Annotated in this window: 24 protein-coding genes; 8 read left to right on the forward strand and 16 right to left on the reverse strand. The window is 75.4% G+C overall.

Annotated elements, in window-relative coordinates; all coding sequences use genetic code 11:
* Positions 1-64 precede the first annotated feature (64 nt).
* Positions 65-619 carry a nucleoside 2-deoxyribosyltransferase gene (locus MUU72_RS11785; RefSeq protein ID WP_248013135.1) on the forward strand — a complete coding sequence of 185 codons (555 nt, stop codon included), beginning with the start codon at positions 65-67 and terminating at the stop codon, positions 617-619.
* Positions 620-671: 52 nt separating this feature from the next.
* Here the strand turns inward: MUU72_RS11785 and MUU72_RS11790 are convergent, their stop codons facing one another.
* Entirely contained in the window at positions 672-2,210 is a 1,539-nt protein-coding gene (locus tag MUU72_RS11790) for an alpha/beta hydrolase (RefSeq protein WP_248013136.1), read from the reverse strand.
* A gap of 234 nt (positions 2,211-2,444) precedes the next feature.
* Here MUU72_RS11790 and MUU72_RS11795 point away from each other — a divergent pair, with 234 nt between their 5' ends.
* Positions 2,445-2,840, forward strand: a complete 396-nt coding sequence (locus MUU72_RS11795) for a hypothetical protein (RefSeq protein ID WP_248013230.1) — start codon at positions 2,445-2,447, stop codon at positions 2,838-2,840.
* 87 nt (positions 2,841-2,927) lie between these two features.
* Here the strand turns inward: MUU72_RS11795 and MUU72_RS11800 are convergent, their stop codons facing one another.
* The 3 genes from MUU72_RS11800 to MUU72_RS11815 form a co-directional block, all read right to left on the reverse strand.
* Complete coding sequence (locus MUU72_RS11800) at positions 2,928-3,284, reverse strand: hypothetical protein (protein ID WP_248013137.1); 357 nt, start codon at positions 3,282-3,284, stop codon at positions 2,928-2,930.
* A 167-nt stretch (positions 3,285-3,451) separates the two neighbouring features.
* The gene (locus MUU72_RS35260; protein ID WP_282503971.1) at positions 3,452-4,021 is read right to left on the reverse strand and encodes a transglycosylase family protein; all 570 of its coding nucleotides are present in this window, start codon (positions 4,019-4,021) and stop codon (positions 3,452-3,454) included.
* Between the two features lie 257 nt (positions 4,022-4,278).
* On the reverse strand, positions 4,279-4,980 hold the full coding sequence (locus tag MUU72_RS11815; protein WP_248013138.1) for a hypothetical protein: 702 nt from the start codon (positions 4,978-4,980) through the stop codon (positions 4,279-4,281).
* A gap of 257 nt (positions 4,981-5,237) precedes the next feature.
* Between MUU72_RS11815 and MUU72_RS35600 the strand changes: the two genes are divergently transcribed.
* Positions 5,238-6,509, forward strand: a complete 1,272-nt coding sequence (locus tag MUU72_RS35600; RefSeq protein WP_248013139.1) for a sensor histidine kinase — start codon at positions 5,238-5,240, stop codon at positions 6,507-6,509.
* Positions 6,510-6,608: 99 nt separating this feature from the next.
* A complete protein-coding gene (locus tag MUU72_RS11825) occupies positions 6,609-7,331 on the forward strand; it encodes a response regulator (protein ID WP_248013232.1) in 723 nt (240 codons plus the stop codon).
* 66 nt (positions 7,332-7,397) lie between these two features.
* Here the strand turns inward: MUU72_RS11825 and MUU72_RS11830 are convergent, their stop codons facing one another.
* From MUU72_RS11830 to MUU72_RS11855, 7 genes are all read right to left on the reverse strand, one after another.
* Entirely contained in the window at positions 7,398-9,200 is a 1,803-nt protein-coding gene (locus MUU72_RS11830; RefSeq protein ID WP_248013140.1) for an FAD/NAD(P)-binding protein, read from the reverse strand.
* 83 nt (positions 9,201-9,283) lie between these two features.
* The gene (locus MUU72_RS11835; protein WP_234430859.1) at positions 9,284-9,370 is read right to left on the reverse strand and encodes a class III lanthipeptide; all 87 of its coding nucleotides are present in this window, start codon (positions 9,368-9,370) and stop codon (positions 9,284-9,286) included.
* 79 nt (positions 9,371-9,449) lie between these two features.
* Positions 9,450-9,536: a class III lanthipeptide gene (locus tag MUU72_RS11840; RefSeq protein WP_234430859.1), complete on the reverse strand. Its 87-nt coding sequence runs from the start codon at positions 9,534-9,536 to the stop codon at positions 9,450-9,452.
* 125 nt (positions 9,537-9,661) lie between these two features.
* Positions 9,662-9,748, reverse strand: a complete 87-nt coding sequence (locus MUU72_RS35870; RefSeq protein WP_234430859.1) for a class III lanthipeptide — start codon at positions 9,746-9,748, stop codon at positions 9,662-9,664.
* Positions 9,749-12,430 (reverse strand): class III lanthionine synthetase LanKC, encoded by a 2,682-nt coding sequence (gene lanKC, locus MUU72_RS11845; RefSeq protein ID WP_248013141.1) that lies wholly within the window; start codon positions 12,428-12,430, stop codon positions 9,749-9,751.
* The gene (locus tag MUU72_RS11850) at positions 12,427-13,128 is read right to left on the reverse strand and encodes a GNAT family N-acetyltransferase (RefSeq protein ID WP_248013142.1); all 702 of its coding nucleotides are present in this window, start codon (positions 13,126-13,128) and stop codon (positions 12,427-12,429) included. The genes lanKC and MUU72_RS11850 overlap by 4 nt, the downstream gene beginning before the upstream one ends.
* Before the next feature lie 67 nt (positions 13,129-13,195).
* The gene (locus MUU72_RS11855) at positions 13,196-14,464 is read right to left on the reverse strand and encodes a beta-ketoacyl-[acyl-carrier-protein] synthase family protein (protein ID WP_248013143.1); all 1,269 of its coding nucleotides are present in this window, start codon (positions 14,462-14,464) and stop codon (positions 13,196-13,198) included.
* Positions 14,465-14,946: 482 nt separating this feature from the next.
* Here MUU72_RS11855 and MUU72_RS11860 point away from each other — a divergent pair, with 482 nt between their 5' ends.
* The gene (locus tag MUU72_RS11860; protein ID WP_066984706.1) at positions 14,947-15,126 is read left to right on the forward strand and encodes a DUF5708 family protein; all 180 of its coding nucleotides are present in this window, start codon (positions 14,947-14,949) and stop codon (positions 15,124-15,126) included.
* 103 nt (positions 15,127-15,229) lie between these two features.
* Here the strand turns inward: MUU72_RS11860 and MUU72_RS11865 are convergent, their stop codons facing one another.
* The gene (locus MUU72_RS11865; RefSeq protein WP_282503972.1) at positions 15,230-16,480 is read right to left on the reverse strand and encodes a helix-turn-helix domain-containing protein; all 1,251 of its coding nucleotides are present in this window, start codon (positions 16,478-16,480) and stop codon (positions 15,230-15,232) included.
* A 384-nt stretch (positions 16,481-16,864) separates the two neighbouring features.
* Between MUU72_RS11865 and MUU72_RS11870 the strand changes: the two genes are divergently transcribed.
* Both MUU72_RS11870 and MUU72_RS11875 read left to right on the forward strand, forming a co-directional pair.
* Positions 16,865-17,530: a DUF1707 SHOCT-like domain-containing protein gene (locus MUU72_RS11870; RefSeq protein ID WP_248013145.1), complete on the forward strand. Its 666-nt coding sequence runs from the start codon at positions 16,865-16,867 to the stop codon at positions 17,528-17,530.
* A 76-nt stretch (positions 17,531-17,606) separates the two neighbouring features.
* Complete coding sequence (locus tag MUU72_RS11875) at positions 17,607-18,440, forward strand: ABC transporter permease (RefSeq protein WP_248013146.1); 834 nt, start codon at positions 17,607-17,609, stop codon at positions 18,438-18,440.
* Positions 18,441-18,620: 180 nt separating this feature from the next.
* Here the strand turns inward: MUU72_RS11875 and MUU72_RS35605 are convergent, their stop codons facing one another.
* On the reverse strand, positions 18,621-20,354 hold the full coding sequence (locus MUU72_RS35605; protein WP_248013147.1) for a thiamine pyrophosphate-binding protein: 1,734 nt from the start codon (positions 20,352-20,354) through the stop codon (positions 18,621-18,623).
* Positions 20,351-21,610 (reverse strand): aldehyde dehydrogenase family protein, encoded by a 1,260-nt coding sequence (locus MUU72_RS11885; RefSeq protein WP_248013148.1) that lies wholly within the window; start codon positions 21,608-21,610, stop codon positions 20,351-20,353. The genes MUU72_RS35605 and MUU72_RS11885 overlap by 4 nt, the downstream gene beginning before the upstream one ends.
* A gap of 363 nt (positions 21,611-21,973) precedes the next feature.
* On the opposite strand from MUU72_RS11885, the gene MUU72_RS11890 reads away from it, so the two are divergent.
* Positions 21,974-23,251, forward strand: coding sequence for a helix-turn-helix domain-containing protein (locus MUU72_RS11890; protein WP_248013149.1), 1,278 nt, complete (start codon positions 21,974-21,976; stop codon positions 23,249-23,251).
* A 28-nt stretch (positions 23,252-23,279) separates the two neighbouring features.
* Here MUU72_RS11890 and MUU72_RS11895 read toward each other — a convergent pair whose 3' ends face one another.
* The gene (locus MUU72_RS11895) at positions 23,280-23,912 is read right to left on the reverse strand and encodes a 4'-phosphopantetheinyl transferase superfamily protein (RefSeq protein WP_248013150.1); all 633 of its coding nucleotides are present in this window, start codon (positions 23,910-23,912) and stop codon (positions 23,280-23,282) included.
* Positions 23,913-24,284: 372 nt separating this feature from the next.
* Positions 24,285-24,530 carry an acyl carrier protein gene (locus MUU72_RS11900; protein ID WP_248013151.1) on the reverse strand — a complete coding sequence of 82 codons (246 nt, stop codon included), beginning with the start codon at positions 24,528-24,530 and terminating at the stop codon, positions 24,285-24,287.
* Positions 24,531-24,736: the final 206 nt, after the last annotated feature.

Genomic DNA, 24,736 nt, shown 5'->3' on the forward strand with positions numbered 1-24,736 from the left:
GAACGACCAAGGGCCACAGGCCCCGGAAGACCGCCCCGAGACCGCCCCGACCAGAGGTGTCCGCATGACCCCGTCCACCCCCGCCACCCCGACCACCGCGTCCGCCCCGGCCACCGCGCCGCTGGCCCGCGAACTCGGCGTCAGCACGCTCTTCCTCGCCGGGCCGTTCCTCCAGCTGCTCGACCCGGCGACCGGCCGGATGCCGGAGCCGAGCCGGTCCCCGTTCGCCCTGCTCATCGAGCACTTCGAGGGCCACGGCTTCGACGTGCACAACGCGCACCGCCGGGAGGCGTGGGGCGCGGAGCTGATGGCGCCCGACGAGTGCACCCGGATCGACCAGGAGGAGATCCGCAAGGCGGACGTCTTCGTGGCGCTGCCCGGCGCACCGGCCTCCCCCGGCACCCATATCGAGATCGGCTGGGCCAGCGCCTTCGGCAAGCCGGTCGTGCTGCTCCTGGAGCGCGGCCGGGACTACACCTTCCTGGTGCAGGGCCTGAACACGGTCGCCACCGTGGAGCACGTCCCCTACACCGACGTCGCGGGCGCGCTGCCCGCGCTGGACGCGGCCGTCCGCCGGGCGGTGACCCGCGTCCGGGGGACCGTGCCGCCGGCCGCCTGAGGTGCGGTCCGGGCCGGTGGCGCACCGGCCCGGACCCCACCACCGCACCACCTCAGCCGGTGCAGTCCACGTCGCCGCCCGGCCACCGGCCGTCCTTGAGGTAGCCGGTCACGGCCCGGTCGCCGCAGGCGTTCCCGTGCCCGAGGTACACGCCGTGGCCGCCGCTGCCGACGGTCACCAGGCGGGCCCGGGCGCCCAGCGCCGCCCGCATCTTCCGCGCCCCGGCGTAGGGGGTGGCGGGGTCCCGGAGGTTCTGGATCATCAGGATGCCGGCCGGGCCCCGGTCGGTGATCCGGACCGGCGGGTCGGCGGGCCGGTCGTGCCAGAACGCGCACGGGGTGATGTTGGCCGGCATCCCGGCGGTGAGCGGGTGCGCCGCCCGGTCGGCGGCCACCGCCCGCCGGTAGCCGTCCACGTCCCGCGGCCAGCTGACGTCGTTGCAGAGGGTCGCGACCGTCACCGCGGCGTCCGGATCGGGCAGTGGGCCGGCCACGTCGGACGGCAGCTGCGGGGTCGCGGCCGGATCCTGGGCCGCCTTGATCAGGCCGGCCACCCGGGCGAAGCCGACCTCGTCGCCGTAGAGCGCGGTCTGTAGCGCCTGCCGCAGCCGGTCCCCGGTCAGCGGCGTGCCGTCGACGTCCGACGCCCGCGGCGCCCGGTCCAGCTCCGCCGCGACCCGCAGCACCAGCGGCCGGACGTCCGCCGCCCGCGCCGCCAGCCGCAGCCCCGCCCGCTCCCGGGCCGGATCGGCCGCCCAGGCCGCGAAGTCGGGGAACCGGTCGTCGGCCCCCTGCGCCATGTTGGCCAGCCAGCCCCGCTCCACCCGGGCCGGATCCGGGTCGCCGGAGCTGTCCAGGACGAAGCGGTCGGTGCGCTGCGGGTAGGTCTGGGCGTAGACCGCCGCGACGTACGTCCCGTACGACACGCCCCAGGCGGACAGCTTCCGTTCGCCCAGCGCCCGGCGGAGCAGGTCCATGTCCCGCACCTCGTTGGCGGTGCTCATACTGCGCACCAGGGGGCCGCCGTTGCGGGCGCACGCGTCGGCGATCCGCCGCGACCGGGTCACGTTCTCCCCGATGCCGCCGTCCGCCGACGGCCAGGACCGCAGGGTCACCAGGTGCCGGTCCGCGGCGTCCAGACCGCAGCCGGCCCGGGTGCTGCCGCCCACGCCCCGCGGGTCGAAGGCGACCAGGTCGTAGCGGCCGCCCAGCTGCTTGCGCAGGGCGTCGGCCTGCTGCGTCAGCCGGCCCACGCCCGAGCCGCCGGGCCCGCCGGGGATGACCATCAGCGTCCCCCGCCGCTCGGCGGGGCGGTCGCTGCGCACCCGGCTCACCGCCAGGGTGGTCCGCGGGCCGTCCGGGTCCCGGTGGTCCAGCGGCACCGGGAGGTCCGCGCACTCCTGCCCGGCCGGGCCGCCGGGCCGCTCGCAGGACCGCCAGGCCAGCCCCGGCACCCCCGCCGCCCGGCCGCCCCGGTCCCCGTCCGCCGCCCGCGCGCCGGCCGCCCCTGCGCCCACCGTCGCCGCGGCGAGCATCCCCGACAGCCCCAGCAGCACCACTCTGCGGGCCCGCGGCCCCCTGTAACTCGTCATGACCCCAGCCTCGTTGGCCCGCGCCGCCGCGCCCATCCGGCCGGCCGCCGCCCGCCGGTGGGGTTTTCCCCCGGGTCCGGGCCGGGCCGCCGGCGGCGGGTTGCGCCAGGCGGTGGAATATCCCCGGCTGGCGTTTGGCGTTCCTGCGGGTTATCGGCGGTGCGGGTGGCGGGCCGCAGGACGATACGACGGGTGTCAGCAGCCGAACAGGCAAGGAGCGTCGTGAAGAGACTAGTGCGGGCGGGAACGGTCGCCGGGGCATGCGGTCTGGTGCTGTGCGGCACCGCGACCGCGCAGGCGCAGACCGTTCCGGAAGGGTCGCTGCTTTCCGCGGTGGCCGGTGCCGATCTCGGTACCGTCACCGGCATGATTTCCGGCGTGATGTGCAACAACCGGCTGGCCGATTTCAATTACCGCTCGCCGGCGAACCATTCCCCGCACCCGTGCGTCAACGGCCCGGTGCACAGCGGGAACAGCAAGAACAGCAACAACTTCCTCAACCACGGGAACCCGGTGGACAGCGGGAACATCGAGTCCGCCAACGGCTCCAACAACAGCCTCAACGACATCACCGGACCCGAGCGGAACAGCAGCAACAACATCTCGCGGGTCTTCAAGCTCATCCGCTGACCCGGCCCGTCCGGAACACGCCCGAAGGCCCCGGGGATCCGGGGCCTTCGGCGGTGCGGCGCCGGCCGGGCGGGCCGGCCGGGCCGGTCACAGGTGCAGGCTGCCGCCTCCCTGGCCGATGTGCTGGAGGTGGTTGGCGCTGCCCGAGGCGGCACCGGTGCTGGTGGTGCCGCTGTTGAGGGACCCGTTGCTGGCCACCGGGCTGCCGCTGTTGCTGGGGTTTCCGGTCAGCCGGACGTTCTGCGAGTCCTTGCTGTTGCCGCTGTTGACCGGCCCGTTGATGCAGTATCGGGCCCGGCCCTCGCACCGGAAGCCGGCGACGAACCGGACGATGGTGTCCCCGTTCGCGTCGAACGGCCCGTCGCCCCAGGCCAGGGCCGGCGACGTCCCGGCACCGGCCAGCAGCAGGCCGCACAGGCCCGCGGACGCCAGCTTCGTACGCATCGCATTCTTCACTGTGTGGTCCTGCCCCTCACGGTCGGTGAACCCAGGAGCATGTGCTACCGCCGCGCCCCCGTGCGGCCAAGCGTGCGCAGCGGCCGGTTCCGCGCGTTCACCCTGACCGCCCACCGGATTTCACCGTGACGGCCCTGGCAGCGCGGTCGGCGCGGTCAGCGCGGGACGCGCAGGGTCTGGCCCGGGTAGATGCGGTCCGGGCCGTGGGGGAGGCGGTCGCGGTTGAGGGAGTACAGGGCCCGCGCGCCGCCCGGGGTGCCGGTGCGCTGCGCGATGGCGGAGAGGGCGTCGCCGGGGCGGACGGTGTACGTGCGCGGGGACGGGCCGGGGCGCGGGACGGCGCGGTCCGACGAGGGGGCGCCGAAGCGGCCGCAGGTGGGCCAGGGGGCCAGGCCGCGCTCCTGGGCGATGCGCTCGCCGACGGCGATCTGCTCGGTGCGGGTGGCCAGATCGGCGCGCGGGGCGTAGCGGGCACCGCCGTAGGCGCGCCAGGTGGCCGGGGAGATCTGGAGGCCGCCGTGGTAGCCGTTGCCGGTGTTGGAGTGCCAGTCGCCGTTGCTCTCGCAGGCGGCGATCTGGTCCCAGTCGGTGCCGGACGGCGGCGGGGCGGCGGCCGCGCGGCCGGCGGCGGCCACGGCGGCGGCGAGCAGGACCGGGAGGAGCGCCAGGACGAGCAGGGCCGGCGGGAGCGGTCCGGCGGGGCGTACGGCGGGCTGCGACGGCATGGCGGTCTTCCTCCTGCGTGCGGGCGGCGGCGTCGCGGGCGCACCGCGCGCCACGACGTCCACGGCAGGCACCAGGTAACCCGGCGGACCGGGGGCGCGGCAGGTCCGGGTGGGCCGGGGGGACGGATTTTCACCCGGGCGGACCCATGGCGGCGGCCCGGAAGACGGGCGCGGGCCCCTTCCGGGCGGGCGGCGGCGGGTTTCCCTTTTCCGCCGGGGAGGCGGCGGAAAAGGAAAGGGCCGGCGCCGCGGGCGGTTCAGCGGAGGGGGTAGGCGAAGGACGGGGTGACGCTGGGGGGTTCGGGGGTGGCGACCGCGAACTCGTAGGCGGGGGAGAGGGCGACGTTGCGCACCCGGACGGGTATTCCGGTGCCGCACGGGCCGGGGACGGTGACCGTACCGGTCTCGCCGGGGAAGCCGGCCTCGATGCGTTCGGGGGCGAGGGAGAGGCCGCGGCCGACGGCCTGGAGGGCGGCGTCCTTGCGGACCCAGTAGCGGGTGATCAGGCGTTCCCGCTCGGCGGCCGGGCGGGCGGCGGCGGTACGGGCCTCCTGGGCGGTCAGGATGCCGTACGGGGTGCTCAGCGGGGAGGACTCCTGGCGGACGTGGCGGACGGACTCGACGGAGAAGCCCATCTGCCGGGCGCCGTCGCCGCAGGCCACGACGAGCAGGCCGTGGGTGCCGTACAGCTGCCAGTGGCCGGCCGCGGTCATCGCGGCCCGCACCCGGTCGGGGAGCCGGGCCAGCAGCCAGCCGCGGGAGGCGGCGTCGAGGGTGGCTCTGGTGTGGCCGTTGAGGCCCGGACAGCGGTCGGCGGTCAGGGCGCTCGCGGAGCCGGGCGGAGGGGCGGATCCTTCGGGGGCGGGTCCTACGGGGACCACGAAGACGGGTACCTGGTCGGGGAGTTCCCGGGCGGGGAGTTCCAGGTCGAGATCGAGAAGAGCGGCGTTCGTTTCCACGTACTTTCCGTCCTCCACAGGTGAGCGGTGGCGCGGCCGTACCGGTGCGTGACGGCCGGCAATCGGTGGCGACTTCGGCCTCCCCCTTTTTCGCCTACATCGATCGATACAGTCAGGCCAAGGTTTGCATGTCCTCCGGAGCCTTGGAGTCCTCCCTCCTGCCGATGTCCGGCTACATACTTCGATGTACGGATCACCCCATCAATTCGGCAGTCAGGGCAAGGTAAGGACGCCCCGCGCGGACGTAGTGTCCTGGTGTGTGGTTACGGGAATTCGCCAGGACGCGGCTGCGCCGTACGCCCTTACCGCTGCGTGATCTCCGGCTGGCCGTCGGCTTCTTCGCCGGCTGTCTGATTCTGTACGTAGTGGGCGGCCCGCGCGTCATGGGCGGGGAGATCCCGGTGTGGCAGGCGGTGCTGCCGGTGCTGGTGCTGTGCGGTTCGACGGCCTTCCGCAGTACCGCGCCGGGCCGGGCGGTGCTGGTGGGGACCGTGACCGTCAGCGTCGAGGCGGCCGCCAGCGGCGGACTGGGACCGGTGCTGATCTACACCGACCTGCTGTACGCGGCGGCGCTCTACGGGGCGCCGCGGCTGTGCCGCGCGCTCCAGTTCGGGACCGTCGCCGCGACCATGGCGGCCACCGTCGTCTTCCTCTTCATCGGCGACCGTTCGGAGGGGGTGACGACCGGCCTGATCGTGGCGCTGCTGCTGATCTCCCCGGTGTGGACCGGCGTGCTGATACGCAACCACAAGGAGCAGGCGGACGCCGAGCGGCAGCGGGCCGCGCAGATCAACCGGCTGGCCGAACTCGACCGCAAGGCGGTGCTCCAGACCGAGCGCACCCGGATGGCGCGGGAGCTGCACGACCTGGTGGCCAACCACCTCAGCGCGATCGCCATCCACTCCAGCGCGGTGCTCTCCCTCCAGGGGGCCCGGGGCGCCGGCGAGGAGAAACCGGACGAACCGGACGGGGACGACCCGGTCCTGCGGGCGCTGGCGGTGATCCGGGAGAACAGCGTGCAGGGCCTGGCCGAAATGCGCCGCATGGTGGTGCTGCTGCGGTCCGACCGGGCGGTCGACGACGACTGGGACCGGCCACAGCTCAACGCGCTGCCGTCCCTGGTGGAGCAGGCCCGCCCGGCCGCCGACGCGGCGGCGCTGACGCTGGTCACCGAGTTCCCCGAGTCCTTCCCCGAGGTCTCGTCGGTGATCGAGGTGACGGCGTACCGCATCGTGCAGGAGGCGCTCACCAACTGCCTCAAGCACGCCGCGGCGGGGCGGGTGCGGATCCGCTGCGAGACCGGCGCCGAGGAGCTGCTGCTGTGCGTGGACAGCCCGCTGGGCCGCCCGGACGGCCGGGAGCGCCAGCAGCGCCCCGGGGCCCCGCCGACGGCCGGTGCCGGGGCCGGGCTGGCCGGGATGGCCGAACGGGCGGCGCTGGTGGGCGGGGTGTTCGACGCCGGGCCCGACCGGACGGCGCCCGGGCGCTGGCGGGTGCGGGCGGTGCTGCCGCTGGACCGGAACTCCTGACGGCGGGCCCCGCGGGGCGGGGCGGACCCATCCCGGGCGGTGAGCGGCCCGGGCGGTGAGCGAGAGAGGGAGCAGCGAGTGGAGCGTGCGGTGGAACGGATGGCGGCAGGGGCCGCGGAACGGGCCGGCGAGGCCCCGGCGGAGGGCCGGGCGGGGCGCATCCGGGTGCTGGTCGCCGACGACCAGGCGGCGGTGCGGTCCGGGCTGGTGCTGGTGCTCCAGACCGATCCGGGCATCACGGTCGTCGGCGAGGCCGGGGACGGCGCGGCGGCCGTGCGGATGGCCGGTGAACTGCGGCCCGACGTGGTCCTGATGGACGTGCAGATGCCGCTGCTCAACGGGGTCGCGGCGACCCGCCGGATCGTCGAGGCGGGCCTGGCGGAGGTGCTGGTGCTGACCACCTTCGACATCGACGAGTACATCTTCGGGGCGCTGCGGGCCGGGGCCGGCGGCTTCATCCTGAAGAACGCCGAACCGGCCGTCCTGGTACGGGCGGTGCGGGACGTCGCCCACGGGGACGGGTTCCTCACCCCGGCGACCGCCCGGCGGCTGATCAGCGAGTTCGCGCACCAGGCGGCGCCGGCCGGCCCGGCGCCCGCCGACGGCGCGGCGCAGGCCCTGGACACCCTCACCAAGCGGGAGCTGGAGGTGCTGGCCTGCATCGCCCGCGGGCTGGCCAACAGCGCCATCGCGGAGACCCTCAACCTCGCGGAGGGCACGGTCAAGACGCACACCAGCAGGATCCTGTCGAAGCTGAACCTGCGCAGCCGGGTGCAGGCGGCGATCCTGGCGCAGCAGCACGGGATCGCGCTGCGGGGCTGAACGCCGGGGGCCGGGGCGGCGGTCCGCCCCGGCCCCCGGTGCCGTGCCGTGCGTGCCGCCGGGCGGTCAGCCGCCGGTGAGCAGCCGCCGGGCGAGGGCGTCGTTCTGCCGCAGCGCGGCGGCGTTGGCGTACGGGCGGGGGAACTGCGCCGGGCCGGCCACCATGCGGTCCCGGTGCACGGTGCCGTCCGCGCCGACCGGGTGCAGCTCAGGGCCGTTGAGCCGGGGGCCGCCGGTGCCGTCGTCGCCCGGTTCGGGCGACAGCTCGCCGCGCTCCCACAGGGCGCGCAGCAGCGGGTCGGCCAGCCGGGCCGGCGGGCCGGCCGCCAGCCGGGCGTCGAGCAGCACGGCCGCCTCGTGGACGGTGCCGGGCACCGCGGGGCTGGTCGCGCGGAAGGCGGTGGGGCCGGCCGTCACCCGCATGTCCGGGCCGACGAACGTCACCACGCCGGCCTCGGCCAGCGCCAGGAGCTGGGCGGCGCGCAGCGGCGGCGGTCCGGAGCTGAGGTAGGTGCCCAGGGCGAAGCGGCGCAGCGCGTCGCCGGCCGCGGCGGGCTCCAGGTCGCCGCCCCGCCACAGGTCCTCGATGACCTCGCCGGTGCGGCGCAGCGCGTCCACCAGGGCGCGTTCGGGGGCGGCGGCCGGGCCGGTGCGGCGGCGCAGGGTGGCGGCCAGGTGGGTGCGCAGCCGCCGCTGGAGGTCGCCGGGGCCGGTGAACGCGGCCCCGGCCAGCGGGTCGGCGAGCCGGTCCAGGTCGAGCCGGTCGGCGGGGTCGGGGACCGCGGCGGCGGCCAGTTTCGCCAGCCGGCCGGGGTCGGTGACCAGCAGCGCGTACTGCTCGGCGAAGTCATACCAGCCCATCCGGGTGCGGCCGGGCAGGGCGGTGAACAGGGCGCGGTAGTGCCACCAGCCCAGTTCGGCCAGGACCAGCGGCCAGACGTCGCGGCCGAAGTCGGCGCCGGGGCGGTCCAGCGCGGCCCGGCAGGCGGCCGCGGTGGCGAACCGCAGCGGCTCCTCGGGCGCGTCCGGCGCCGCGGTGTCCGCGGCCGGGTCGGCGGCCGGCTTCGGGGGCAGCGGGACACCGCGCCGGGAGCCGGCGTACAGCCGCGGTTCGCGGCCCGAGGGCAGGTAGCGCAGCGCACCGCCCTCGGCGGGCGCGAAGCGGCCGCCGCGGCCCTCGGTCAGCAGCGCCAGGCAGTCGGTGAAGACCAGGCCGAGGCCGCGGACGAGGACCGGCGCGCCGTCCGGTATGCGCGCCAGCGCCGCGGGGTCGGCGGGGCCGGGGCCGATCCGGGTCAGGCCGGGCGGGGCGGGCGCGGGCAGCAGGTCCGGGTGGCCCTGGGCGAGCAGCACCCGGTCGGCGGTGACCGGCGGCAGTCCGGAGTCCAGGACCACGCGCTGCCGGCCGTCGGCGGTGCGCAGCAGGTCCACCGCGCGGGCCCGGTGCAGGTGCAGCCGCACCGACGGGGGCCGGGCCGCGGTCACCTCGGCGAAGAAGCGCAGCAGGTAGCGGCCCTGGTCGCGGCGGGCGGCGTAGGCCCCGTCGTGCAGCGGGCCGCCGAGCCACTGCGCGGTGGTGGGGCCGGGGCGCGGCGGTCCGGCGCAGTCCACGGTCGCGTCGGGGTAGAGGGTGACCTGCCCGGCGGCGGAGTTCATCCACAGCAGGCCGGGCTGGGTGGTGCGCCAGGTGCGGCCGGCGCCGTGCGGGTAGGGGTCGACCAGGTGCAGGTCCAGCGGCCGGTCGCCGTACAGGGCCGGGACGTTGGCGAGGATCCGCTCGGTGACCGAGGTGCCGCGCGGGCCGCAGCCGATGACGCAGAGGGCGAGCGGCGCACCGCCGTCCCCGGTGTGCTGCGGGGCGTTGTCCATCGTCGTCGTCCTCCCCCGTGGCGGGTCCAGGCATGCGAAGGCCCGGTGGCCCGCACCGCAGTGCGGAGCCACCGGGCACGGCGTCAGCAGCCCGTGCTGACCGTGGAGCCGAGGGCCTGGGCGTCACGCTCGCCCGGCACCTCCAGACCCTGGAGATCCATGATGGTCATCTGCGGCACCTCCCTTCCGAAGTCCGTTGGTACTGTGTACGGTTGACAGATCCGGTGTTCCCGGACACCGGATGGGGTGTCAGCAGCCGGTGCTGACGGTGGAGCCGAGCGCCTGGGCGTCACGCTCGCCCGGCACCTCCAGGCCCTGAAGGTCCATGATGGTCATGTAAGACACCTCCCTCGCGGGGTGAGCAGGAACGGTGGACAGCAGCGCCGTTGTGTCAGGTGCCGTTGCGGGGCACCTGGGCGGGCGGGCCGGGCAATGACGGTGCACGGCCCGCCGCCTCACATTCAGCAGCCGGTGCTGACGGTGGAGCCGAGCGCCTGGGCGTCACGCTCGCCCGGCACCTCCAGGCCCTGAAGGTCCATGATGGTCATTTACGACACCTCCCTTCCGCTCTCCGCAGGGCCCGCGGTCCCGGACGGGACGGCGGGGGTCACGGTGCGCAGGGCACCGCGGGCGCGCTCCGGGACGGCCGGGTCGACGGCCGCGGCGGACCGCGAGTCGGTGAGGAACGGCAGCAGCGGGGTGCCCCGTTCGGCGGTGGCGAGGGCCAGCAGGACGCCGGCGCCTCCGGTGGCCACGTCCATGGAGATCCGGGCCCGGCCGTCGCAGGGGAAGACCGTCGCGCCGTTCAGCGTCATGGCGTGCTGCCGCAGGTTGGCCAGATGGCGGCGCAGCTGCCGCTCGGCGTCCTGCGGGGGCAGCGGTACGTGGTCGCGCAGCGCGGCGAGGGTGCCGATCAGCCCGGCCCGGCCGCCCCACAGGCCCGCCTCGATGACGAAGTCGGCGGAGCAGGCCCGCAGCAGCGCCGGCAGCGCCTCGCGGATCCGCGCGTCGTCGCGGTGGCGGAGGAGTTCGGCCGCCACCAGGGCGATGCCCGCGCTGCCGTTGTCCAGGTAGGGCAGGAGCCGGAAGCCCTCGTCCACCTGGAGGGTGTCCTGCGGGCCCGGGGCGCAGCGGTCGAGGTCGCGGTGGACGGCCCGGACCGCCTCGTCCAGCAGGCCCGGGTCCCCGGTGGCCTGGTGGGCGCGCAGCAGGAACAGCGCCGGTCCCGACCAGCCGAACATCAGGCCCCCGGCGTGCGTGGAGCCGCGCCGGCGCTTGCGTTCGACGGGTTCGGTGCGGGCCGCGGCGAGCCGCGCGGTGACGCGGTCGGCGAGGCCGAGGGCCTGCTCCCGCAAAGTGGTGCTGTCCAGGTCCGCGGCGAAGTGCAGCAGGGCCAGACCGGCGCCGGACAGGCCGCGGTAGAGGCTGGGGCAGTGGCGTACGGCCAGGCCGGCCGCGGCCCGGTCCAGGACCTTCAGGGCCGCTTCCGCGTCGCCCAGCTCCCGCAGGACGTAGGCGATGCCGTGCAGGCCGTCGTAGAAGCCGGTCCGTTCGGCGGGGACGCGGTCGGCGGCGGCGCGCAGCCAGGCCATGCCCTCCTCGTCGTGCTCCCCGAGCGCGGTGCGGCGGGCCCACAGGACGCCGGCGGCGCCGTGGGCGAAGCCCGCGCCGCCCTCGGCGAACTGCTGGAAGTCGCCGGGGTAGAGCCGGTCGGTGCGGTGCGGGGTGGCGCTCTCGCGCAGTCCCCGGCCGATCGAGGCGAGCACGTCGGCGGGTGGGAAGGGCCCTTGCGGGCTGCGCAGCGGCGAGGTGGACGCGTCGTTGGGGGCCAGCTGCGGCGCCAGCCGGGACACCAGGTGCCCGGGGAGGCCGAAGCGGCGGGCCGCGATGTCCAGCAGGGTGGACGCCTTGTCGGGGGCCAGTCCGCCCAGCGCGGCGAGCGGCAGGAACATCCACAGGGCGATCGCGGCGAGGGCGTAGTGGTCGCCGTCCGCGCCGGTGGCGCCGGCCCGGTGGAAACCCGGGGCGCCGAGGCTGCTGGGGGTGGCCCGGTCCAGGTCGTCGGCCACCTCGAAGTCGAGCAGGACCGGGATGTCGCCGGGCTGGATGATGAAGTTGCCCGGGTGCAGGTCGCCGATGCGGATACCGCGGCCGTGGACCGAGGCGATCAGCTCCTCGATGCGGGCGAACAGGGCCAGCGCGCGGTCCCGGTGGGCGGCGACGGCCGCCTCGTCGGGTTCCGCCGCGGTCAGCGGGTAGACCCCGGCGAGCCAGGACTGGAAGTCCTGCCCCTGCACCTCCTCCAGGACCAGGAAGAGGTGGTCGCGGACCTGGAAGGTGCCGAACGTGCGGGGGATGCCGGGCAGTCCGGCCAGCCGGGTCAGGACCTGGTGCTCGTGGGCGAGCCGGGCGACCGCGTCCCGTCCGACGCCGTCGGTGCCGGAGTACGGGCGGCCCTCCTTGAGGATCACGGTGCGCTCCCCGCCGCCCAGGGCGTGCGGGCCGGCCGGTTCGGCGCGGTAGACGCCGCCGCCGTGCGAGAAGTGCAGCGCACCGGTGATCTTGTAGGGGAAGTCGTCGAGGGCCTGCCGGGCGGCGAGCGAGTCCTTGAGGATGTCCGGGACGGCGACCCAGTCGGGGGTGTGGAAGACCGGGGTGCGGCGGTCCGGTTCGGGGCTGCCGTCGGGCCGCCGGAGGGCGGTGACGAGGTCGCCGTCGGTGTCCTCCATCCAGCGGGTGCGGAAGCCGCCGTAGCGGACGTACAGCGGGCCCTTCCGGAAGCGCAGGTCGGTCAGGACGTACGGGCCGGGGCGGCCGCCGACCAGCGCGTCCAGTCCCTCCAGGGTGCGGGCCAGTTCGGCCTCGTCCGCGGGGTAGACGGTCAGCAGCTTGCCGGCGGAGGAGCGCTGGGCGTACTTGCGGCTCAGCGCGCGCTGCACGTTGGCGCTCTTGAGGTACTTGAAGGCGATGCCGTGCCGGGCGCAGTAGCCGGCGACGTCGGCGAGGGTGCGCTCGGTGTCCTCGGGGGCCGCGCTGACGTGGATCTTCCAGCCCTGGTCGGGGAGCCGGTCCTCGGGCGGGCGGCACACGGTCCAGGAGTCGTTGTCCTCGCGGGTCCAGCCGGCCGGCAGCGGCGGGGCGGGGAAGCGGGTGGCCTCCAGGTCCCAGTTGCCGGGCCAGTCGAAGAAGGTGCGGTCGGCCAGGGCGAAGCTCTCGGCGCCGTCTCTCATGCCGCACCCCGCTCACCGGCGCCGGTGCGGGCGGCGCGCGGCCCGGTCCCGCCGAGGTAGCCCGCCAGGGCGGTGCGGCCGCCGTCGGCCAGGTGCGCGGAGAGCACCTCGCGGGCCTGGGCCTTGTCCTCGTCGGAGAGGAAGTCGTCGAGTCCGACGGCCAGGACGCGGTTGTCGTCACTGGGCTTCAGCGAGGCGTAGTGCTCCTCGCGCAGCAGTCCCCAGATGATCGAGTCGTGGTACGCGCCGTCCAGGTAGCAGTGGTCCCGCAGGATGCCCTCGACCACGAACGGGGTCTTGGTCATCAGCCGGATGATGCCCTTGTTGTAGCCGGCGGTGGTGACCTGCACCCGGTGGGCGTCGAGCTGGTGGAAGAGGTAGTCGACCAGCAGCACCACGGCCTCGGCGCCGTATCCGCGCCGCCACAGCTCGGGGGAGCCGATCGCGCCGCCGACGGTGTAGCCGCCGATCCGGCCGGAGCGCTGGTAGCTCACGGTGCCGATGCGGTCGCCGTCCTTGGTGCGGATCACCATGTGGTGGACCCGCCCCGAGCGGTTGGCCTGCTCGATCTCGGCGGCGCCCAGCAGCTCCCAGTCCCCGCTGAGCACGGCCGCCGGCGAACCGGGCCGCAGCCAGGAGGCGATCGCGGCCCAGTCGTCGTCGCCGGGCCATTCCAAGGTCACCAGTCGTCCCTGCATGGTGCGTTCTCCCTCCTTCGGTGGTCGCGTGGGTCGGCGGACGGGGCGCCCGGGGGCGCGGCGCGGGTCACGGGCGGTAGCGGGTGAGGACCAGGACGGCGTTGTGGCCGCCGAAGCCGAACGAGTTGCTGAGCACCACCTCGCCGTCCCAGTCGCGGGGGCCCTTGGTGACCACGTCGAGGTCGGGCTCGGCGGGGTGGTCGCAGTTGCGCACCGGTGGGATCACGCGGTCCCGCAGCGAGAGCACCGCCGCGGCGGCCTCGGCGGCCCCGGAGGCGCCCAGCATGTGCCCGGTCATGCTCTTGACCGCGGTGACCGGGGTGCGGCGCAGGGTGTCGGGGCCCAGCACCTCGCGCAGGGCGGCGGCCTCGATGCGGTCGTTGAGGACGGTGCCGGTGCCGTGGGCGCTGATCTGGCCGACCTCGTCGGGTTCGCGGCCGGCGTCGGCGAGCGCGGCCCGCATGGCGCGGACGGCGCCGGCGCCGGTGGGGTCGGGGGCGGTGGCGTGGTGCGCGTCGGTGGTCGCGGCGTAGCCGGCCACCTCGGCGAGCACGGTCGCGCCGCGCCGTTCGGCGTGCCCGGCCTCCTCCAGGGTCAGGACGGTGGCGCCGACGGCCATCACGAAGCCGTCCCGGTCCCGGTCGAAGGGCCGGCTGGCGCCTTCGGGATCGTCGTTGCGGCGGGAGAGCGCCTTGGCGTTGGCGGTACCGGCCAGGTCGACGGCGGTGAGCGAGTCGTCGGTGCCGCCGGCCAGCGCGATGTCGGCGCGGCCGTGCCGGATCAGCTCGGCCGCCTCCCCGATGGCCACCGCGCCGGTGGCGCAGGCCGCGGAGACCGCGCAACTGGGTCCGGATATCCCGTACTTGATGGAGAGCAGGCTCGCCGGGTGGTCGATCGCGGTGAGCACCGAGTGGTACGGGGAGACCCGGCGGGCGCCCTGCTCCTTGAGGATGTCGTACTGCTGCTGGATCGCGGGGGCGGCGCCGTAGCCGGAGCCGATGACCGCGGCGAAGCGGTGCGGGTCGATACCGGCGGGCGGTTCGAGCCCGGCGGCGGCCAGCGCCTGGGCGGCGGCGGCCGCGGCGTACTGGGTGAAGCGGTCGGTGCGGCGGGCCTCCTGGGGGGTCAGGACCCCGGCAGCGACCGGGTCGAACCCGGTGACGTCGCCGGCGATCCGGACGGGGAGGTGGCCCGCGTCGAACCGGGTGACGGCGGTGACGCCGCTGCGGCCGGCCAGGAGGGCGGTCCAGAAGTCGGCGGTGGTGTTCCCCAGCGGGGAGACCACGCCGCAGCCGGTGACGACGACCCGCCGCCGCTCCGCTGCTCGTAACTCCATGAATCCCTCCTGACTTTCAGCCCCTTGTCACGAACGGGGCGTCCGCATGACTAGAAAGATGACAGCCGAGTCACTGGCTTGTCAACGGATGCGGCAGAGTCACCTGCGGTGCAGCGACTGGTCACTGGGCCCGACAGCGGCCGCCACCAGCGAAAACACCCAGCTGGACGTGACTTGACGAGTCATGAAAATTGACTGCACAGGGGGGAGAGGCGGTGGGGCGGGACGCTCCGGAGGGGGCGTGGGGACGTGCGCCCGGCCGCGGCCGGGCGCACCGGTGCCGCCCGGGTGCGGCGGGGCCGCCCCGGTACGGCGGGGCCGGGGAGAAGGCGGCCTCCTCCGGGGAGGGCGCCGCGTACATAGAAAGTGACAGGCGCCGCCGGGCAAAGTGCCTACCTGCGGATGATCCGTCGGCCCCGGGCCGGACGGGACCCTGGAGCGGTCAACCAGCTCCGCACCAGCGACAAGGGACGAGGGAACTCATGAAGGGTATTGCCGTCGGCATTTTCCTGGCGATCGTCGGCGTGATCCTCTGGCTCACCACGAAGGAAGTCGAGACACCGGTGGTCTCGCTCCACAAGGCCGGGCTGATCCTGGCGATCGTCGGCGGCGCGGAGGCGCTGTTCGCACTCCTGGGCTTGGGAAAGAAAGCTAATAAATAACTCCGCAATTACCGCCCCTAGGCGGCATATTTACGGGCATTTGCGGCACCGGCCGCCTTTCCGACCGGTGCGCCGCCGCGGCGATACGGCGCCCCGGCAGGCGTCAGCGGCACTTTCCGAGGAGGCCGGCCAGCCGTTCCCGGGCCCGGTCGGCGTGCCGGTACGCCTGGGCCCGCCGGAACAGGTCCGCGGAATACCGGAAGTGCCCGGCCGCCCTTTCCCGGTCCCCCAGCCGCGCACAGGCCGCCGCGATCTCCGACAGCGCGGCGGCTTTCTCGTGGCACCGCCCGGTGTCCGGCAGCGCGGCCAGTTCCGCGCCGAGCGCCGCCACCCGCTCGCCCTCGCCGGCCGCCTCCGCGCAGACCGCGTCCGCGGTGGTCAGCCAGAGCGGGAAGTCCGCCTCCTGCGCCACCGAGGCGACGACCAGGCCGCGCTCGACGATGCTGCGCGCGGCGGTCCGCTCACCGCGGGCCAGCAGCAGCAGCGCGTGGCGCCCGTTGACGGTCTCCCAGAGCCGGAAGCCGGCCGCGGGCGTGACCCGGCGCGCGGTCCGCTCCAGCAGCGCGGCCGCCCGGTCGGTCTCCCCGCGGTCCCACAGGTCCAGCGCCCGGTGCAGGTCGATCCCGGCCCGCGGCCCGGGCAGCACGCCGTCCGCCGGGCGCACCGCCTCCTCGGCCTCCGGCGCCCAGTGGGCGCAGCCGCTCCAGTAGGCGCAGCGGGTCAGCACGTCCAGGACGAGCACCGAGTGGAAGGCGCTGCCCGGGGCCCGGACGGCGGCCGCCTCCAGCGAGCCGGTGAGCGCGTAGCGCAGCCCGTCCTGGACCCGGCCGGCGGATTCCAGCAGGTCGGCCAGGGCGATCAGGGCGCGCAGCCGGGCCTCGGCGTACGCGGCCGGGGCCAGCCCGTCCAGCATCCGCAGCAGCACGTCCGCGCCCTCCTCGGCGCGGCCCAGCGAGCCCAGTATTTCGGCAATGGCGAGCTGCGCCTCGGTATTCACGTCGTCCGGACGGCCGTCCGGTTCGCTGCCGGCCAGCGAACGGAATTCCCGCAGCGCGCCTTCGGCGTCGCCGCCCTCCCATTGCCGGCGGGCCGCGACCAATCGGCCGACCAGGTCCAGCCGGCGGACCCGGCCGAGGGATTCCACCGGCTCGCTGCCGTCCGATATTTCCGTCACGCCGACCCCGAGCCGTTCCGCCAGGATCTTGAGCGCGCGGCCGCTGGGAATCCGCTTCCCGCGTTCGACAAGGGAGATGTAGCTGGCGGACATCTCGGCCCCGGCGAGTTCGTGCTGGGTCAATCCCGCGCTGACCCGGAGCTCTTTGATTCGCCTTCCGGTGTCCGCCGGCTCAGGCATTCGACAAACCCTCCGGATTCGAACGGTTGAGGACTCCGGGCGGATGCACAAATCGCCGAGTCACAATGATTGCTGCGCACTTTACCAAGCAGTCAACAAGAAGTCGATACGGATTCCGCATTCTTCACCTGCCTTCACACGGCGGCAACGGGACCATTTCGTTGGTGCCCGGAGCATTAAGGAACGGACCGGGACGGCGGGCGCCGCGGAACGGAAAACCGGACGGTCGGCCGGAGGGAGTGCGACAGTCCCCCGGCGCCGGCTGCACCTTTCGATGTAGTACCGCACGCCGATGCCCGCACCCCGCCTGACGTGGTCGGATGGGGTGCGCGGCCGGCCCGCCCGCCCCGCACCACTACCGCCCGACCAGCGGAGGCACCTCCCATGACCCAGCCCCGACGCCCCGATCTCCACAAGGAATTGACGCCCGACCCGGCGGCCTCCCGGCCCGGTTCCGTGCTGGCCTCCGACGCCGAACGCGAGGACATGATCGAGCGCCTGCGGGAAGCCGCCGCCGAGGGCCGGCTCACCCTGGAGGAGCTGGCCGAGCGGTACGAGGCCGCCTATCTGGCGCGCACCCGCGAGGAGTTGGCCTCGGTCGCCGCCGACCTCCCGGCCGTGGCGGCCCCGCCGCCGCCCGGCGCCGCGACCGGGCAGCGGGCCTTCAAGGCCGTCTTCGGCGACCTCACGGCGAGCAGCCCGGACCTGGACAAGGGCATCGAGGCCACCGCCGTCCTCGGCGACCTCACCCTGGACCTGTGCGCCTCGCCGGCCCCGGCCTCCGGGGGCGTGACGATCGCCGCCCGCGCGATCGTGGGCGATGTGCATCTTCTGCTCCCCGAAGGGGTACGGGTCGAGATGGCGTGCAGCAAGGTCTTCGGCGATGTGCGCGATCTGACCCGGGCGCACTCCGGCCCGGACGCCACCGCCCCGGCCGTGCGCGTCACCGGCTCCGCGGTCTTCGGCGACATCATCGTCGCCCACCCCAGCAGCGACCGCCGCACCTACTGGCAGAAGTGGCTCGACGAGCGCCGCGGCAGCCGCCCCTGACCCCGCGGCACCGTCCGCGTGCCGGTGCGCCGCCCCCGTCCGCGGCCGCGCCCCCGGCCGAGAAGAGGAGAAGCCCATGACGCCGCCCCCGGTGCTGCCGCGCCCCGCTCCGCCGGCCCCGCCCGGCGACGAGCCCCGGATACCGCTGCGGTCCCACCTGCGGCACATCGGCGCGCTGTCCCGCCGCAGCCTCCTGCACATCCGGCAGAACCCGGAGTCGATGACCGACGCGCTGCTGATGCCGGTGGTGCTGACGGTGCTGTTCGTCTTCGTCTTCGGCGGGGCGATCGGCGGCGGTTCGCGCGTCCGGTACACCGCCTTCCTGGTGCCCGGTCTGATGGTGATCCTCGGGATGACCATCGCGATGGCCGTCGGCACGGGTGTCAACGCCGACTTCCGCACCGGGCTGATGGATCGTTTCCGCGCGATGCCGGTCGCCCGCTCCTCGGTGCTGATCGCCAAGGTCGTGGTGGAGACCGGCCGGATGCTGGTGGCCCTCGCGGTGCTGCTGACGGTGGCCGCGCTGCTCGGCTTCGACGTCGCCGGGCACTGGGCCGGGCTGCTCGCCGCGATCGGCCTGACCACGGTCTTCGGCACCTCGCTGATCTGGATCTTCATGCTGCTGGGCCTCACCCTGCGCAGCGCCCAGGCCATCCAGGGGCTGTCCGTCCTGGTCCTGACGCCGCTCCAGTTCGCCTCGTCGGTGTTCGTGCCGCCGGACACCATGCCGGGCTGGCTGGAGAGCTTCACCCGGATCAATCCGCTGACCCACATGGCCGACGCCGCCCGCGGACTCGCCCTGGGCGAGGGCCCGGTGGCCGGCCCGGTGCTCTGGACGCTGGTGTGGTCGGCCGCCCTGACCGCGGTGACCGCCCCGCTCGCGCTGGCGAAGTTCGCCGCCAAGACCTGATCCCGTCCGTACGGAGCGGTGGCGCCCTCCCCCGCACGCCTCGGCGTGGCCCCCTCCGTACGAAGAAGCCGTGCCCCGGCCCCCACCCGGCATCCCCCGTGGCCGGACGGGCCGGGGCACGCACAGCAGCGGGCGGGCGCTCCCGTGAGCGCCCGCCCGCGTGCGGTTCCCGGCCCCGCCTCAGCCGCCGGCCGGCTCCGCGCCCTCCCGCTCGGGGAAGTCGCCGGCCGCGCCGGCCATACCGGGCGGGGTGTCGGTGAGCGCCACCGCGACCTCCACCACCGAGGTGGTGCCGGCCGCGACCTCCCGCCAGGCCGCGGCCAGCGCCGCGGCCAGCTCCCCGGCCTCGGTGACCCGCCGGTGGCCCAGCCCGTAGGCGGCGGCCGGCCCCGCGGTCCCGGTGGGGCGTTCGGCGGTGAAAGCGAACCGCGAGGTGCTCCCGGAGACCCGGTCGAGGTTGGTCTGGAGCCATCCGTAGCCGCCGTTGTCCAGGACGACGTACAGCACCGCGACGCCCGCGTCGGCCAGGGAGGGCAGCTCGGAGCGGAAGAGGTGGAACGCGCCGTCGCCGGCCAGCGCCACCACCGGGCGCCCGTCCGGCGCGGCCAGCCGGACCCCGGCCGCGGCGGCCGCGCCGAAGCCCAGCGGGGTCTGCTCGCTGGGCACCACGGACCCGCCGTCCGCACCGAGCGTCCAGTGGGGGAAGTAGTACGACCACATGTCCTGGAGGCCGTTCTCCTGGACGAGGATCCGGTCGGCGGGCACCGCGCGGTCCAGGGCGGTCAGGACGGCGGAGACCGGGACGGTGCCGGCCGGGGCCTCCTTCGCCGCCCGGCGGGCCCGTTCGGCGGCCCGCCGGTCCAGCGCGGCCCGCACCCGGCGGATCCGCTCCGGCCAGGCGCTCTCCGGCCGGTGCCCGGCCAGCAGCTCCGTCCAGCCGTCCACGGTCCGCCCGGCGTCCCCGAGCACGTACTGCCCGGGCCGCTCCGTGGTGAGCCCGTCCTCGCCCAGGACGGCCTGGACGACCGGGAGCCGGCTCCCGGCGTCGTCCGGCCAGCCGAACGTCGCGGTCTCCTCCAGCCGGCTGCCCACCGCGACGACCAGGTCCGCCTCGCGCCACAGCGCGTCCACCGGCGGCGCCGCGTACAGGCCGCTGACGCCGCAGTAGAGCGGGTGGTCCTCGGCGACCGCGCCGCGGCCCGAGGCGGTGCTGAAGATGCCCGCGCCGAGCCGTTCGGCCAGCCGCTCGATCCGCCGGCCGGTGTTGCGGTGCCGGGCGCCGCCGCCGACCAGCAGCAGCGGCCGGCGGGCCGCGGCGAGCACCGCGGCGGTGGCGGCCAGCGCGTCCGGGTCGGGGCCGGGCCGCTGCGCGGCGACCGGCCGCCACGGACCGGTGCGGGTGACGGCGGACTCGGCCAGCTGCTCGGCCAGTTCGACGTAGACCGGCCCCGGGGTGCCGTTGACGGCGAGGGCGGCGGCCTTCTCCAGCAGGGCGGGCAGCCGCTCGGGGGTGTCGGCGCGGGCCGCCCACTTCACGTACGGGCGGACCGCGGTGAGCTGGTCCAGCTCCTGGAACGCGCCGGTGCCCAGCCGGTCCAGGCGGGTGCCGTCGGCGATCAGCAGCAGCGGGGCGGCGGCCGAGCGGGCCTCCAGGACGCCGGTGAGCGCATTGGTCAGCGCCGGGCCCTTGCCGATGACGCACACCCCGGGACGGCCGGCGGCCAGTGCGTAACCGGTCGCCATGAAGACCGCGTTGCGCTGGTCGCGGCAGAGGACGACGGGGGTGTCGGTGCGCTCCAGTTCGCCCAGCAGCGCCATGTCGTCGCCCGGCAGCCCGAAGACCGCCCGGGCCCCCAGGTGCTGCACGAAGCCGGCGACCGCGGCCCAGGCGGTGGGGTAGGTGTGACCGGTCACCGGGCGGCCCCGGGGGTGCGGTACGTGGCGACGGCCCGGGAGACCAGGACCGGTTCGGCGCGCACCTCGTGGCCGTCGAAGATGTAGTTGGCCATCCGGCCGTAGCCGCCGAACGGGGCGTTGCCGTCGTCGATGGAGAGCAGCGTGGTGTCCACGGTGACGGTGGTGCGCCGGCGCAGCGCCTCCACCAGGGCGGGGGCCCGGCCGTAGACGCTGGAGCCCAGGGCGCGTTCGGTGAACATGCCGGTGGTCAGGGTGGCGGCCAGGGACTCCTCGTCGCGCCAGGGGGCGACGTTGAAGATCGGGGCGAAGAACTCCGGGACGTGGGTGCGCGGAGTGATCTCCTCGCCGACCACGACCGCGGGGTCCAGCCGCCGGGCGCGGAAGTCCACGTGGCCGCCGTGCACGATGCCGTCGCGGTGGCGCGCGAGGAACTGCGCGGCCTCCTCCAGCGCCCCGTCGTAGAAGATCGGCCCGAAGTCGGCGGCGGGGTCGGTGTACGGGCCGTAGCGCAGCCCCTTCAACTCGCCGACCAGCGCGTCCAGGAACGGGTCGAGCAGGGTGTGGTGGACCGCGAACAGGTCCGGGCCCAGGCAGTCCTGGCCGGTGTTCAGGGTCCGGATGGCGATCGCGTCGCGGGCGGCCTGCGCGACGTCGGCCCCGGGGGCGACGACGAACGGGTTGACCCCCGAGCCGTAGAAGAGCAGCAGCTGCCCCGGGGAGAGCTGGGCGCGGATCTGCTCGGCGTTGCGGTAGGCGCCGGTGAAGACCACCACGTCGGCGGGGAGCACCTCGGTGCGCAGGAACTCGCGCTGGCTGGCGCCGCTGAGGGTGACCGGCAGCCGGTGCCGCTCGGCGAGCAGGGCGTGCAGCCGCACCATCTGGTCCTTGACCCGGCTGGAGGGCCGGAAGACCAGCTCGTCGGTGTAGAGCGCGGGCACGAGGAGGTACAGGGCGTAGGAGTAGAGGATCACGTTGGACGGCATGAAGGCGGCGAGCCGGGGCACCTGCCCCGGCCGGTGGGCGGCCACCTCGTCCAGGGCCCCGTCGAGGGTGGCGACGGTGGCGTCGATCTCGTAGCGCGCGGCGCGGTGGGTGGAGATCTCGCACAGCAGCTCGTGGACCGCTCCGCCGTCCTCGGCCAGGTAGTCCCGGACCCGGCGTAACGCCGCCGCGCGCCGGTGCTCGCTGCGGCCCTCGGTGCCGCTCTCCTCCGGCTCGGCGGCCACGGTCGGCCATGCGGGAGCGGAGCTCATATGTCCCTCCTCGGGGCGTAGTCCATGGAGGGTCAGCGTCAGCTAATTGTCATTTATTGTCAAGTCTAGTCATTCTGCTCGACTCCATCCCGTGACAGCACCGGCCGCCCACAGGTCGCACCCTCCTCGACCACCCTCGGCCGCACCGCGCGGAGCAGGGCGGCGGAGCGCTCCACGATGTGACAAAAAATGACTACGGGCCGACGGTTGCGGCGCGGTCCCGGGCGGCGCCCGGCCGTCCACTCCCCGCCCCGCGGGACGGCCCGGTGAGTAGACTCACCGGCACCGCGGCGCCGGTCCCTCCCGCCGGCCGCCCGCACACCGTCACCGTCCGTCCCCCCGACCCCACTGCGAGCGATTTTCTTGACGATTGAGCAGCCTGCCTTCGGGAAGCGAGTGCGGGAGATCCGGCGCGCCCAGGGCCTGTCCCAGGGGGACCTCGCCGGCGACGACCTCTCCCCCAGTTACGTCTCGCTGGTCGAGAACGGCCGCCGGGTGCCCGGCGCCAAGATCGCCCGGTCCCTCGCGGAGCGCCTGGGCACCACCGTCGAGGCGCTCTGCGCCGCCGACCGGCCCGCCGACCGGCTCACCCAGCGCCTCGGCCTGGTCGGCCAGCTGGTCGCCGCCCGGGCCGGCCAGCTGTCCGGCGACTGGGCCGGGGCCCGGCACCAGCTGGAGGCCGTGATCGCCCAGGCCGACGGGCCGGACCAGGCCGAGGTCCGCTGGGAGGCCCGCTGGGAGCTGGCCACCGTCCTCGGCCGGCTGGACGAACCGGCCCGCCACGAGGCGGCGCTGCGCGAGCTGCTCGACGACCCGCTGACCCGCTCCGCGCCCGTGCTGCACGCCCGGGTCGCCATAGAACTGGCCCAGCTGCTGCGCGCGGCCGGCCGGCTGCCCGACGCGGTGCGGACCGCCGAGGACGCGGTCCGGATCGCCACCGGGCTGGAGCCCGGCCGCCCGGAGCGGGCCCAGGCCCAGGTGGCGCTGGTGTCCGCGTCCGTCGACAGCGGCGAGTGGAGCCGGGCCGCCGAACTCGCCGCGCAGCTGCGCACGGAGACCGCGGCGCTGCCCGCGGGCGCCCTGCGGGCCGACGCCCTGTGGGCGGCGGCCGGCGCCCGCTATCTGGCCGGGGACACCGGCGGCGCACTGGAGCTGCTGGCCGAGGCCGACGAGCTGAGCGCCGCGACGGACGGCGTGCAGCTGCGGCTCCGGCTGGCCCGGGCCCGGACGCTGCTGGCGCTCGGCGCCGGACCGGCGCCCGGCGCGGACGCCCTCCTGGAGCGCTCCCGGCAGGCGGCGGCGCTGGTGGACACCCCCTCGGCGCGCAGCTGGCTGGCCGTCCTGGAGACCGCCGGGGCGCTGGCCCGCGGCGACACCGCGGCGGCCGCCGCCCATGCCGCCGCGATCGCTCCGGACGCCCCCGGGATGTCCCCCCTGGACCGCGCCCGCGCGCTGCTCCACCGGGCCCGCGGGCACCGCGCCGATGGACGGGCGGCGGCCGCCGAGGAGTCCTTCAAGGCCGCCGCGGCCGGGTACGAGGCGGCCGGCGCGTTCCGGCTGGCGCTGGAGACCTGGCGCGAACTGAGCGCCGGCGCGCGGGGCACCGGGGAGCCGGACCCGCACGCGGTGGTCATGCCGTAGCCGGGCCGCGCGCCCGGCCGCCCGCCGGTCAGGACGCCCGCCCCGCCGCGCCGTCCGTCGCCCACAGCCGTATCCCGGCCGGCGGGGCGGGGGTCGCGGCGCAGGCCACCCGGTCCGGGCCGGCCGGCAGGTCCCGTACGTAGGCGACCGGGCCGCAGCCGCCGGCCGCCGCCACGGAGGCCGGGAGCCGGACCGCGGCCGCGCCGTCCCGGGCCCCGCCGAGCGCGTCGACCTCGCCGGCGGCGGCCAGACCGCACCGGCCGGCCAGCCGCAGCGCGGCCTCCTTGCGGGTCCACAGCCGGGCCAGCCGCCGGGCCCGGCCCTCCGCCGGCGCCCCGCGCAGGCTCGCGCGCTCCGAGGGGGTGAAGGGCAGCAGGAGTTCACCGATCGGGCCGCGGGGCACGGGGTGGACGCTGAGGGCCACCGGGAGGTCGCGGGCCAGGGCCAGCAGGGGGCGGTCCGGGTCGTCGCCGGCGGCCAGGCAGAGGCGGGCGCCGGGGGGCCAGCCGGTGCCGGCGGGGGGCCGGGCCGCCACCGGGCGCCCGAAGTCGTCGCGGGTCAGCGCAATTCCGTCGGCCGCGCAGCGCAGCAGGCGGGCCAGGAAATCCGTTAAAGCGGCCGGCCGGTGGAAATCCGCGGCGGCCGGCGAAAAGACGTGCACCCGCCCGTCGGCTAATGCGGCGGGATTGTCCGGATCCCAATCCCTCTGTGACCAGGGGGAGTTGCCGGGCGTATCGGTGTCGCCACCCGTCTGCGTGCCACGGAAAAACTCGTCCCCCCGCATAGGTCCCCTCGCACCAGGGCTCCTTTCTCCGGGGTGGTCACGCCCGGGAAAGCAGTACACTGAGTCGTTTATCGGTCACTCTCCGGCGATCATCAAGGTAACCCTGACCCCTGACCTCGTCAACAAGAGGCGACTCAAAATCAACTTCGGTTTACTGACCGGAATTACCGGCAGTCGCGTCCCGTGGAGTGCGCGCACCAGACGGGTTCCCGGGCCGCCGCCCGGAGCGCCACCGGACGGCGGCCCGGCTCAGGAGGCCAGCCGCTTCTCCACCTGGGTCACCAGGTCCGACACCGTGTGGACGCCGGTCAGTTCGTCCTCGGGCAGCTCGATGCCGAACCGCTCCTCGGCGACGACGATGACCTCGGCCATCGCCAGCGAGTCCACGTCGAGCTCCTCGACCAGGGACTTCTCCTCGGTCACCTCGTCCATCGGCACCCCGGCCACCTCGTTCAGCACGGCGGCGAGGCGGTTGGTGATCTCTTCTCTGGTCATGGCGGTCCGGCCTTTCGGGTGTGAGGCCCCGCCGCGGACGGGCTCCGGCGGCCGGCGGCACAGCGGGCTCCCGGTGCGGTCACGGGGCAAGTCAACTGTTTGACTCAACTTGACTGTTGTAGTCAACTGGAGGCCGGATACGTTGTCAACGGCCGCCGTGACGGTCCCTCACCCCTGCGTCCGCGCACGGGGATTCGCGCTCCGTA

Source organism: Streptomyces rhizoryzae (assembly GCF_023155275.1).
GTDB lineage: Bacteria > Actinomycetota > Actinomycetes > Streptomycetales > Streptomycetaceae > Streptomyces > Streptomyces rhizoryzae.

Bases quoted from the DNA above. Each gene is read 5' to 3' on its own strand.
- MUU72_RS11840 (WP_234430859.1), bottom strand. From the start codon at position 9,536: ATGACCATCATGGACCTTCAGGGCCTGGAGGTGCCGGGCGAGCGTGAC.
- MUU72_RS11855 (WP_248013143.1), bottom strand. From the start codon at position 14,464: ATGGAGTTACGAGCAGCGGAGCGGCGGCGGGTCGTCGTCACCGGCTGC.
- MUU72_RS11825 (WP_248013232.1), top strand. From the start codon at position 6,609: ATGGCGGCAGGGGCCGCGGAACGGGCCGGCGAGGCCCCGGCGGAGGGC.
- MUU72_RS35260 (WP_282503971.1), bottom strand. From the start codon at position 4,021: ATGCCGTCGCAGCCCGCCGTACGCCCCGCCGGACCGCTCCCGCCGGCC.
- MUU72_RS11785 (WP_248013135.1), top strand. From the start codon at position 65: ATGACCCCGTCCACCCCCGCCACCCCGACCACCGCGTCCGCCCCGGCC.
- MUU72_RS35870 (WP_234430859.1), bottom strand. From the start codon at position 9,748: ATGACCATCATGGACCTTCAGGGCCTGGAGGTGCCGGGCGAGCGTGAC.
- MUU72_RS11875 (WP_248013146.1), top strand. From the start codon at position 17,607: ATGACGCCGCCCCCGGTGCTGCCGCGCCCCGCTCCGCCGGCCCCGCCC.
- MUU72_RS11835 (WP_234430859.1), bottom strand. From the start codon at position 9,370: ATGACCATCATGGATCTCCAGGGTCTGGAGGTGCCGGGCGAGCGTGAC.
- MUU72_RS11885 (WP_248013148.1), bottom strand. From the start codon at position 21,610: ATGAGCTCCGCTCCCGCATGGCCGACCGTGGCCGCCGAGCCGGAGGAG.
- MUU72_RS11850 (WP_248013142.1), bottom strand. From the start codon at position 13,128: ATGCAGGGACGACTGGTGACCTTGGAATGGCCCGGCGACGACGACTGG.
- MUU72_RS11865 (WP_282503972.1), bottom strand. From the start codon at position 16,480: ATGCCTGAGCCGGCGGACACCGGAAGGCGAATCAAAGAGCTCCGGGTC.
- MUU72_RS11870 (WP_248013145.1), top strand. From the start codon at position 16,865: ATGACCCAGCCCCGACGCCCCGATCTCCACAAGGAATTGACGCCCGAC.
- MUU72_RS11830 (WP_248013140.1), bottom strand. From the start codon at position 9,200: ATGGACAACGCCCCGCAGCACACCGGGGACGGCGGTGCGCCGCTCGCC.
- lanKC (WP_248013141.1), bottom strand. From the start codon at position 12,430: ATGAGAGACGGCGCCGAGAGCTTCGCCCTGGCCGACCGCACCTTCTTC.
- MUU72_RS11900 (WP_248013151.1), bottom strand. From the start codon at position 24,530: ATGACCAGAGAAGAGATCACCAACCGCCTCGCCGCCGTGCTGAACGAG.
- MUU72_RS11790 (WP_248013136.1), bottom strand. From the start codon at position 2,210: ATGACGAGTTACAGGGGGCCGCGGGCCCGCAGAGTGGTGCTGCTGGGG.
- MUU72_RS11860 (WP_066984706.1), top strand. From the start codon at position 14,947: ATGAAGGGTATTGCCGTCGGCATTTTCCTGGCGATCGTCGGCGTGATC.
- MUU72_RS11800 (WP_248013137.1), bottom strand. From the start codon at position 3,284: ATGCGTACGAAGCTGGCGTCCGCGGGCCTGTGCGGCCTGCTGCTGGCC.